The sequence below is a fragment of the Bacillus cereus group sp. BceL291 genome, from assembly GCF_051776705.1.
Classification (GTDB): domain Bacteria; phylum Bacillota; class Bacilli; order Bacillales; family Bacillaceae_G; genus Bacillus_A; species Bacillus_A cereus.
In genome coordinates, this window is the sequence record NZ_JBPWAP010000120.1 from 1 (window position 1) to 10183 (window position 10183).

The window sequence follows — 10183 nt, forward strand, 5'->3', positions numbered from 1 at the left end:
TATATCACCCATACAATTTTTATTAACATAACCTATCATTATCAATAGTTAACGATGCTAAAAATTTCGTTATGGGGTAATTAAAACTATTAGCTTGATAGGGATGGGGTAGCACCACACATCCATCAACTTAAGGGTGTGGGGCGATACCCCGATAATAAAAAGATAGTAACATTTTGTACATATCAAATATGTTTCTACCTTTGATTTTATTGAGTTTAACATCTATGACCTAAATATAATAATTTTAACCCCTTTCATATAAGGGTGTAACGTTTTGTGCCACCCCATATAGGACATTACCCTTGCGTCTACCGCATCTGATTTTTCAGTAATTCCTAAATGTTTTTCTCGAAAGTCTTTTACTGCGGAATTTTCCACTAAATATACATCAAAATTTCCATTCAAAAGAACTTGTTGAAGCAAATAAGAGTAGTGACCACCTGTTGGTTCTAGTAAAATCAAGAAATCTGATCTATAAATTCCTAGTTGCTTTTCCATGTGTTCTAAGGCTTGTAAAAATTGAGTTATTCCAAGACTGTCTGCATTAAACTTCATTGTCTTTGACCGTTTCCATTCACGTCCCTTAGGATCTAAAAAGGATTGGAAAGGGATACAGCTAGCTACATGAAAGGTAGAACCAATGTCAATTCCCACAAATAACTGATATATCATCCTTTTATTTTCTTTCTCTTTTTCCTTGGAATCTTCTATAAAACTAAAGGGTGCTACAGTTTTTTCACTCATACATAAATCCTCCTAGCGATATATAAATCTGACTGTCCAATTTTCCGTTAGAGCTTAATGCCCAATGTAGTATGTCAGGACTATAACGCCAGACTTTAAATTTCATATTAAGTAAAGAGGTCTAACCAGGGGCCAGCCCCAAATAATTAAAGAATTTCAACCGCTAATTTTATTAAATACTATATAAGTTTTCAGATTTCATTTGCATATAGTCTTTTAAATTTCTAAAAGACAAAATTCTTTATCTAGCGCTCTATTCCCTTCATAATTTACGAACTTTTTTATCTTTTTTGCTTGATTTGTTATAATGATTGTATGTGCAGTGACCTTTTAAGGTGTTTCCGACCATAACTGGATTGGGGCTAGCGTTATATTCCTAGACCTCTTATATGCAATTGGGGCACTCCGCTACTTATGGGTACAAGGCTCTGCACACCTTAAATAAAATCTTGTCTAGATTCAGAATAAACGACTTGTTTTCTTATAATAAGTTTAAAATATAGAAAAAAACTTGTTTAAGAGTTACTGCTCGAAAGCGTGCCCACATTGAGTAAAAAGATACACTGGCATTATTATTATATTTCAAATTTTATTGTATTGTCTAATAATTCCCTGACCACTATAGGCCATGCCCTTCCTCGAAACCAATTAGTCTTTAATATAAATTTCATTATCTAATAATCTTTCGCGTATAGTATGTAGCCCTTTAATTTTAACTATTGTATTATGAAAAGACTACGGAAATTTGTTTACTCTTTTAATTCCAAGCATCTCATGATCATACAATTTAAATTTATATTCTTAGCATGCAAATTCAAAAAGTGTTTTTTCCTATACTACTATTCAGATTAAAAGTATATACATCATGTACTTTCCTTACACCAAAAGTATTAATTTGGTTAATACAGTAAATAATATTAAATGAAGGAGGTGTAGTGTAATGGCTAGAGATGTTCTTTGTGAGGTAAATAACTGTAAGTATTGGAATTCTGGAAACAAATGCAATGCAGATGCTATTTATGTGATCAGTCATACAGGTAAACAAGCATCAGACAGTAAAGAAACAGATTGTAAAACATTTGTACCAGAAGAGATGTAATTTTATGTAGGTAACCAAATCATGGTTACCTTTAACAATAACAATTATTGATAATGAATATCACTTTTAATTGAATTGATGGCGACCTTCTTCTTGGATGTTTTGACCCATCCTCTAAAACAGAATCAACTCAAATAAAAAAATATTTCTGTGTAAAAATCCTACCTTTTGGCTCTTTAAGGTAAAAAAGACCACCTATTACATGCGCTGTCTTTAGTAAATGATAGCAAATATGTTGGCTTGTGCCAACCTATATTCATCTCCCACCTAAAATTGGTGTTTCACACCTTTAAACGAAATTAATAATATGCATGCTATCCTTATTTAAAAGTGCATAAAATGTGAAACTTATTATGAACATAATTGAAGCATACTCGAATTTCATAATAGTATTGTTAATCACTTAATGATATATGCTTTATTTTTCAAAATAAATATTTCATCCGCTGCCCTGTTATATCCTCCAGATTCTCGTAAACTTTGGCCAATAAATTTACTCGCCTCTTTATATGAATCATTATTTAATAATGTATTTACAGCTCCTTTTAATTCGGCTACTGTAACACTTTGATGATTTAAAACTACACCAGCGTTTAATTCTTCTACTCTTTTAGCTACAAAAGGTTGATCATTAGTAATGGGTAAAATAACAAGTGGTGTATCATGATATAATCCTTCACTTACACTATTCATACCTCCATGCGTAATGAATACACCTGCATATTTTAAAATTTCTAATTGCGGCACATAGGGACGAATAATAAAATGAGAAGGTATGTTACCAAAATCCATTATATCAATTTCTTTACCTATTGAAATTACAACAATTCCATTAAAATCTTTAAATGCCTGCAAACACTTTTCATATAATTCTAATTGTTTATTCAACTCTGTTCCCATTGAAATATATATAACGGATTTTCCTTCTAATCTATAAAGTGGAAAATTAACTTCTTCATTTCGATTGATTATAGAAGGTCCTATAAATTTTACATTATCTTCAAAAGAATCCGAAAGTGGTTGGAAGTATTTCGAAGTAAAGACTAAAGTCATATCACTTTCATAGTGAAAAAGTTGTTCTAATGAATCAATTTTTATGCTATACCGATTACTAATTCTAGTCATAATTGTACTACACTCTTTATACAAAGCAGAATTCACATCTAATTCCTTAAACTTTTCTTTCATGCTTTCCAACATCTCTTTAGTCATTGCAAATGTTGTACAAGATGCAACTGTAGGTATAGTTAATATTTCAGCTAAAATTCTACCTAAAATGAAATGCTGATCATAAATCATATAATCAAATTGTTCACGCTTGATGCTCTCTAATAAAAAAGGAATTGCCCTCTCTGTTGTTTTTAGAAATCTATGCATCATTTGTAAGGGATTAAACATATCTTTCATTCTATTTTTTAAATTAATTTCTTCTAACATTCCCCCATAATTCCGAAATTGAACATCGACATTTTTTAATTTAAATCGATATTCTTCTTCACAATAATAAACAACATCTTCTCCCCTATTTACTAATTCTTTAACAACTCCAATTGTAGGATTAATGTGACCTTCAGCTGGAAAATTTATAACTAGCGCTTTTGACATAAAGAATCTCTCCATTTCTATATATTTTATTAGAGTAGATTTCTAGTTGTCATCTTAGATTGATATTTATATTATTTTGAAAACTGGTAATTAGACATAAATTGCTCAATTTCTTCAATAGCTTTTTTATACCCTCCAGCATCTCGAAGTGACTCTCCAACTTTACGACTTTTCTCCTTAAATGTTACATCATCCATTACTTTCTTTACAGTTTCACGTAACAACTCCGACGTTAATTCTTTACGATTCAATCTTATTCCAGCCCCTACTTCAGCTACTCGCTTTGCAACTAAAGGTTGATCCCCTGTCACTGGAACTACAACTAATGGAACACCATAATATAATGCTTCACTTGAACTATTCATGCCTCCATGTGTAACAAATACATCCGTATGTTTCAATATTTCTAATTGCGGGACATAATTATACACTTTAAAATTATCGGGAATAACCTTAAATTGATTTATGTTTATTTTTTTCCCAACAACTAATATAACAGTTGCATCTAAATCTTTAAGAGCTTCAAAACATTTCTCATATAACTCTGGCTGCTCATTAAAAACTGTTCCCATAGAAATGAAAACAACTTTTTTGTTCTTTAAATCTTCAATAGGAAAACTATCCATCTCTTTACGCGTGGCAATTGATGGGCCAACAAATTTATACGATTCATCAAATACATCCGAATATGGCTGATACTCTTTAGAGGTATAAACAATTGTAATATCTCCAGGATGATTCATAATATCATATAGACTATTACACTTCATTCCATATCGCTCTTGCCAATGTTTCATTCCAGCTAAACACGATTGGTATAGTGGATCATTTTCATCTATTTGACTCGATTCTTGTTCATCATTAAATGTAATGTATTGATTAAAAGCAAAAGTCGTACAAGAAGAAACGCTTGGTAATTGCAAAGTATTCGCTATAATACGTCCTACTGGAAAATGATTATCATATATCAAATATTCGTACTTTTCTCCTTTTGTTTCATTTACAATTTGAGTCACAATACGTTCTGATGCTTCCATCATATGAGATAGCATCAGAACAGGACTACCACCTTCATTCACTCGTTCCATAATATTGATTTTGGAAAGAAAATTCTCAAATGCTCGAAATTCCGCACCTGTTGCTTCAATTTTCTTTCTATAATCCTCAATACAATATGCAACAACTTTTTCTCCACGCTGAATCAACTCACTAACAATTGCTAAAGTCGGATTAATATGACCTTCTCCAGGAAAATTTATTACGAGTACATTTGCCATTACACTCTCTCCTTTTCATTTAATATAGGTAAATTAATAATTAATCATGTTAATCAATATCCATTATAAACTAATCTAATCTATTACTTCATATACTTCTCTTGATTTTACTATTGAGAAATATTTTCTACCGCTAATACTATTACAAGTAAAATATCTTACACTAATAGATTTAGTTTCACCATTATTTTGGAAAAGAACTTCAAAAAATTCTTTTGCTCCCGCTGCAGCTTCAATTTTTTCTTTATGAATTTCCATTTCAGCCATAACATTTCTATAAAAATAACATTTTCCATTATCAATTTCAGTGTTAAAGATTAGATCATTAAATAATAACTTTAGAGATAGAGATGCCTATATAACTTTCTTTGTTTTATTTCCCTCTTAAAAACTCCCTCAAATTATTAGATTGTGTCTGATAATTCGAAGGAGTGAATATTGTAAGACACTGTTTTAAATCTCTACTAAATTTTTAATCAGTAAAGTACATTTTTATAATTTCAGTGATCTGCTTATTCACATCTTGTTCAAAAACACCCCCATGATAGCAGATAACTTTTTGAATATCAAAATTAGTTAATTTGATTAAAGAACGATACGCCATTTTAATATTTGGTGTGTTCATTTCATTCGGCCCCATAAGTTTCCCACCCCGAATTACCATAGCGTCACCGGCAATTAACGTTTTTGTTTTGGGATGATATAGTGATATATGCCCAGGCGTATGACCTGGTGTATGAATTACTATCATCCCACCAGCGTTCTTTAACTTTGCACCATCTTCTACTAAGCAATCAACACGGTTTTCCTTTGTAGAAAAGCCTTCAGCGAAAGTGTGAAGCATAGAAGGAAGACCCTTTATAAGAGTATGCTTTCCTGTAATATAGTCTTTATCTTCCTTGTGGGCGTATACTGTGATACTTGGATTTTTTTCTAGCAAAGCCGATAAACTGCCAATATGATCGATATCTTGATGAGTAAGGACAATACCTGTTAATTTTTCAATTGGAAACCCTAAATTTTTCATTTGCATCTCAATATCTGAATACATGTTAGGCATCCCAGTATCTACTAGAATGAGTTCTTTGCCACTTGATATTAAAGTAAGTGTAAGATCCCATCTTCCTCCTGGAAATTCGGGTACTAATAAAGTCAAATCTAAGGGAATAATAGCTGTTTTATATATCATTTTAATTGCCTATTGATTATTTTTTTAAAAATTCAAAAATAAATAGGCGCACCTCCTTTTTTATATTACTGCTGGATATTATGAAAAAACTCCTCTAATTTCTCATCTGCACGGTCAGAAAAAAACATATCTAAGTTAGCCTGAGTTATGACTGCCATTTTCCCGGCATATGCAAACATTTTTTCTTCATAGATTTTAATCGCATCCTCCAAATTAGAATGATTAATAATAGACAGTGCTAATTCAGTGCCATCCAGCATAGCCAAATTTGCGCCAGCACCAGCAAAAGGCGACATTAAATGTGCTGCATCGCCGATAAGTGTGACCCCAGGTTTATGTTCCCATCGATGATGCACAGGGAGCATATAGATTCTCCTAGGAATTATTTCTCCATTTGCATATAAAATATACTTTTTTAAATCACCTGACCAATCATCGAAGTATTTCAACAATTCTTTCTTAGCACTCTCTGGTTCATGAAAGGAAATGTCACATTCATCTAAAAAATTGTAACTCGTTCTAAATCCTAAATAAACACGAATTCTATTGTCACCGTTTACTTGAGCCATAAGTGTCTTATTGTCACCCATTGCAAACATGGAGCCACTGCCATTAAATTTTAAGATTTCTGCATGTTGGTCAGAAACATTCTTTATACTCAATTCAATCATACTAATACCGGAGTATTTAGCACTGGCTTGACTAACTAACGATCTAATTCTTGAGAAAGCACCATCAGCTGCAATGACCAAGTCCACATTAATTTTTTCTCCGTGTTCGAATTGAAGTTCATATTGATTTTTTGACACAGGGACAGCCTGAATTAACCTATATCCCCATTGAACAGAATTCGGGTGTAGAGAATTTAACAGCAAATTTCTCAAATCAGCTCGATCAATTTCGGGTCTGGAGTAATCCTCATTATTTTGAAAATCATTTTCATAGCATAAGTTTCCATACTTATTCATAATCCTTAACGCTTGCCCTTCATAACGACACACCTTTTCAAATTCTTTCATCAGCCCCGCCACTTGTAAAGCCTTTTGACCTGTATGTGTTTCCAAATCAAGTGTTCCCCCTTGAGACCGTTCAGTAGGCGAAGATTCACGTTCGTAAATTAAAGGTGAAAATCCTGCTTGCTGTAAAATGCGAGCAAGTGTTAATCCACCTGGACCAGCTCCAATAATGGCAATTTGTTTTTTTGAGTTGTACATAATGGTAGCTCCTTTTTTATTTAATAATGAATCATACTAGATTGAGTACTAATATATGTTTTGTATGTAAACTCAATGTAAACTCCATATGCTACTCATTTTGTATTGGAGGATAGGATAGATTCAAGGGATAACTCTTTACAAAGAACAAATTTTGATTATCTTCCTGGTGTGTTTCTTCTACTATACTTCTATTTAAAAAATCAGAATTATTTACTTCACCCTTATAATTCTCAAATATATAATAATAGAAATCCCCTTCCATCTTAAAAGCCCCCTTATCCCATTTTTCATCTTTACTAGTATCCTCACCAATTCATTATGCTTTCATTTTTCAACACTCTCCTTTTAAACAAACGTGAATTAATACAGGTGAAAATATTAATATAAGAAAAAAAGCACTCTTATGAGCGCTTTTTAAGTATCCAAATCCCCCGTCCCAATAATGGATCGATTTTGATTCAATGGATTCCCTTTACTTTATGTTATTAAGAATTAATCAAGCTGGTCCTTTTAAAAATAATAAAAGCCCTAAAATAAAATTTACGCTAGTTAATTAAGTTTAATGAATTTAGATATATTCCCTTCACCTACACGATACTCTCTCATTAGTTCTCGAATTTTCCCTGCTACATCAGCCCGTTCAATATTTTCTTTCGCATAACATTTCACTTTATTATTCCCAACACATACGCTATGTACTGCATGTTCAAACAAACATAGATCGTTATTATCATTTCCAAAAGCAATAAACTCTTGTATGTTCAACCTACGGAGCCCACTGACTTTATTAATCCCTAAAGGGCTAATGTCGATGGCATGCTCATTTTTATAGTGTGTAACTGTGACTGGAAATACTTCAAGTGCTTCTAGCACTTCTTCATTTGGTTGAAATAAAACTAATTTACAGACTAACAATAATTGTTCCAACGGTATGTTCTTTGAATTAGTTTTATCTATATTTCGATAAATAGGATGTGCATTATCACCTGTAAAAGCATAATCCCACTGACCATCTGCTAAATATTTTAATTGATGTTGATGAATAACTGCATTGAGTTTATCTAAAAGTTGTTGTTCAAAATGTGTCACTTGAATTTGCCCATGATTATAAGTAAATGTACCGTTTCCTCCAACCAATAGACCTTCATGAAAGCTTTTTGGTATGACAGGTACTAAATCACGAATTGGCCTAGCTGATGCAAAAATCACTTGATGCCCTTCTAACTTTAATTCTTGAAGTGCCTCAATTATTTCTGCATCAATACTCTTACCATCAAAACAAAGTGTTCCATCTAAATCGAATACAAAGTTCATTTCAATCCCCTTCCTCTTTATTAATTAGCTATAACTATATTAAAATAAACAAGACTAATAAAGGACAGATGTCTCGGAGGGGAAAATGAATCAAAATCTATTTCTATCTATTTATCACTATACTTTTACAAAAGATCTAATATCGTTTCTTTCTGTAAGCACTTTTCAACCTAATCAATTTATTTTAAAAGCAGGAGACAAAATAGATGGCCTCTATTTTTTACTCTCAGGAAAGTATATGGTTTCTAACCTAGAAGTGACCGGCAAAGAGTTACTTCTACGCTATTGTCAACAACCAGCGATTATGGGGGATATCGAAATCTTTGCAGATTGTTTAATTGAATCAAACTGTATTGCAGTAGAGCCATGTGAAGTATTATTTGTCCCCTTAGAATTGTACAAGGCACATTTGAAATTTGATAGTAAATTTAATCAATTATTATTGAAAGAGCTAGCCTATAAGCTACAAACTTGCACCATTTCCTCAAGAGTAAATGCACTCTCACCAGTCAGTGTCCGTTTAGCTGCTTATTTATGTACGGTTGAATCTCCATCTCTTTTAAATCAATATATAAAAACAAATTCTTTAGATGATGTTGCCTCATTGATTGGTACTACAAAAAGACATCTAAATCGAATACTAAAGCACTGGAAGGAAAACGGGATCATCAAACGCGAAGAGAATAGGATTCAAATTTTAAATATGGACAAGATTAAAGAAATCTCAGAAAATGTTCGCTTTGAATAATTTCAAATCGCAAATATTTTTAGAAACACTCTAAGTGCTTACATTTAAAACAATCAGTTGCAAATATAAACATAAAAAATATCCCTTTAGAGGATTAAATCTAAAGGGATATTTTTTATAAGCATTGTAACTTTATATTAAATTCACACTAGCAAATATATATTTTGAACTACTCACCACTTAACGTCCTTACAGACTGTTTTAAGTAGAAGATTCCTGGGAACACCGATGTATCCAACAGTTATTTTAGCAGGATCTGCCCGTAGTCCCTATGGTAAAAACATAAGTATTTTGTACGTTGACTCACCACGCTTCCTACTTTAGCTTGGTTTCCGCAACTTCAGCAAACATGGGGCGAAAGAACGTTGAAGAGCAATCTGTACAAGTGTATGATAGCAAACATGTTGGCTTATGCCAGCCGACATTCATCACCCACCTAAAATTGGTGTTTTACACCCTCACATTTTTGAGGAAGGGGTCTTCTGTCGGAAAACGATAAAATATTCCTCTTCATGCTTTTTGTATAAAGAAAAGGCACCCTAGGGTGCCTTCCTTCGACTTGAACCACCATACTTTTAATAACATCTCTCTTAAAAATCACAAATACATCTTCAATCTTTCATATATCATTTTAACATATTTATACATAAGTGATATTGAGAAAAAGTAAATATACATTAAGTTTGTTATTATATTTTTGTAGAATTTTTAGGAATATACCATTTGTATTTACGTTAATGTCTTTTAACTCATATTTATAAAAATATTAGGAGGCTACGTGTTATGTCTAGTAATTTAAAAATGGACTATAATTATTACGAAAGGAGTGCTGAAATCTTAGAATTATTGATTAGATATTATTAATTATTTTCTTTTCTGTAAATGTCAAGATAAACATGTACATTTTCGCTTGTTTAAGCATGTACAAAATCAATCATTTTCTTTGCTAAAATGATCTTTAATTCGATAGGATTGTCCTACAATACT

9 protein-coding genes and 1 pseudogene are annotated in these 10183 nt (G+C 32.0%); 2 read left to right on the forward strand and 8 right to left on the reverse strand.

From position 1 onward, the window contains the following. Positions 1-240: 240 nt before the first annotated feature. A pseudogene (locus ACS2CR_RS31950) lies at positions 241-747 on the reverse strand (IS110 family transposase); the annotation flags it as partial. 940 nt (positions 748-1687) lie between these two features. On the opposite strand from ACS2CR_RS31950, the gene ACS2CR_RS31955 reads away from it, so the two are divergent. Further along, positions 1688-1846, forward strand: coding sequence for a DUF1540 domain-containing protein (locus ACS2CR_RS31955; RefSeq protein ID WP_053514616.1), 159 nt, complete (start codon positions 1688-1690; stop codon positions 1844-1846). Between the two features lie 399 nt (positions 1847-2245). Here the strand turns inward: ACS2CR_RS31955 and ACS2CR_RS31960 are convergent, their stop codons facing one another. The 7 genes from ACS2CR_RS31960 to ACS2CR_RS31990 form a co-directional block, all read right to left on the reverse strand. Further along, the gene (locus ACS2CR_RS31960) at positions 2246-3451 is read right to left on the reverse strand and encodes a macrolide family glycosyltransferase (protein WP_309567953.1); all 1206 of its coding nucleotides are present in this window, start codon (positions 3449-3451) and stop codon (positions 2246-2248) included. A gap of 71 nt (positions 3452-3522) precedes the next feature. Then, on the reverse strand, positions 3523-4728 hold the full coding sequence (locus ACS2CR_RS31965) for a macrolide family glycosyltransferase (RefSeq protein ID WP_153603037.1): 1206 nt from the start codon (positions 4726-4728) through the stop codon (positions 3523-3525). Positions 4729-4803: 75 nt separating this feature from the next. Next, positions 4804-4995, reverse strand: a complete 192-nt coding sequence (locus ACS2CR_RS31970; RefSeq protein WP_153603036.1) for a hypothetical protein — start codon at positions 4993-4995, stop codon at positions 4804-4806. Between the two features lie 205 nt (positions 4996-5200). Continuing rightward, complete coding sequence (locus ACS2CR_RS31975; protein ID WP_144489676.1) at positions 5201-5917, reverse strand: MBL fold metallo-hydrolase; 717 nt, start codon at positions 5915-5917, stop codon at positions 5201-5203. 65 nt (positions 5918-5982) lie between these two features. Then, positions 5983-7131: an FAD-dependent oxidoreductase gene (locus ACS2CR_RS31980; protein WP_153603035.1), complete on the reverse strand. Its 1149-nt coding sequence runs from the start codon at positions 7129-7131 to the stop codon at positions 5983-5985. Between the two features lie 91 nt (positions 7132-7222). Next, on the reverse strand, positions 7223-7396 hold the full coding sequence (locus tag ACS2CR_RS31985) for a hypothetical protein (RefSeq protein WP_153603034.1): 174 nt from the start codon (positions 7394-7396) through the stop codon (positions 7223-7225). Positions 7397-7683: 287 nt separating this feature from the next. Further along, positions 7684-8448, reverse strand: coding sequence for an HAD-IIB family hydrolase (locus tag ACS2CR_RS31990; RefSeq protein WP_153603033.1), 765 nt, complete (start codon positions 8446-8448; stop codon positions 7684-7686). A gap of 85 nt (positions 8449-8533) precedes the next feature. On the opposite strand from ACS2CR_RS31990, the gene ACS2CR_RS31995 reads away from it, so the two are divergent. Further along, positions 8534-9196 (forward strand): Crp/Fnr family transcriptional regulator, encoded by a 663-nt coding sequence (locus ACS2CR_RS31995; RefSeq protein WP_153603032.1) that lies wholly within the window; start codon positions 8534-8536, stop codon positions 9194-9196. Positions 9197-10183 lie beyond the last annotated feature (987 nt).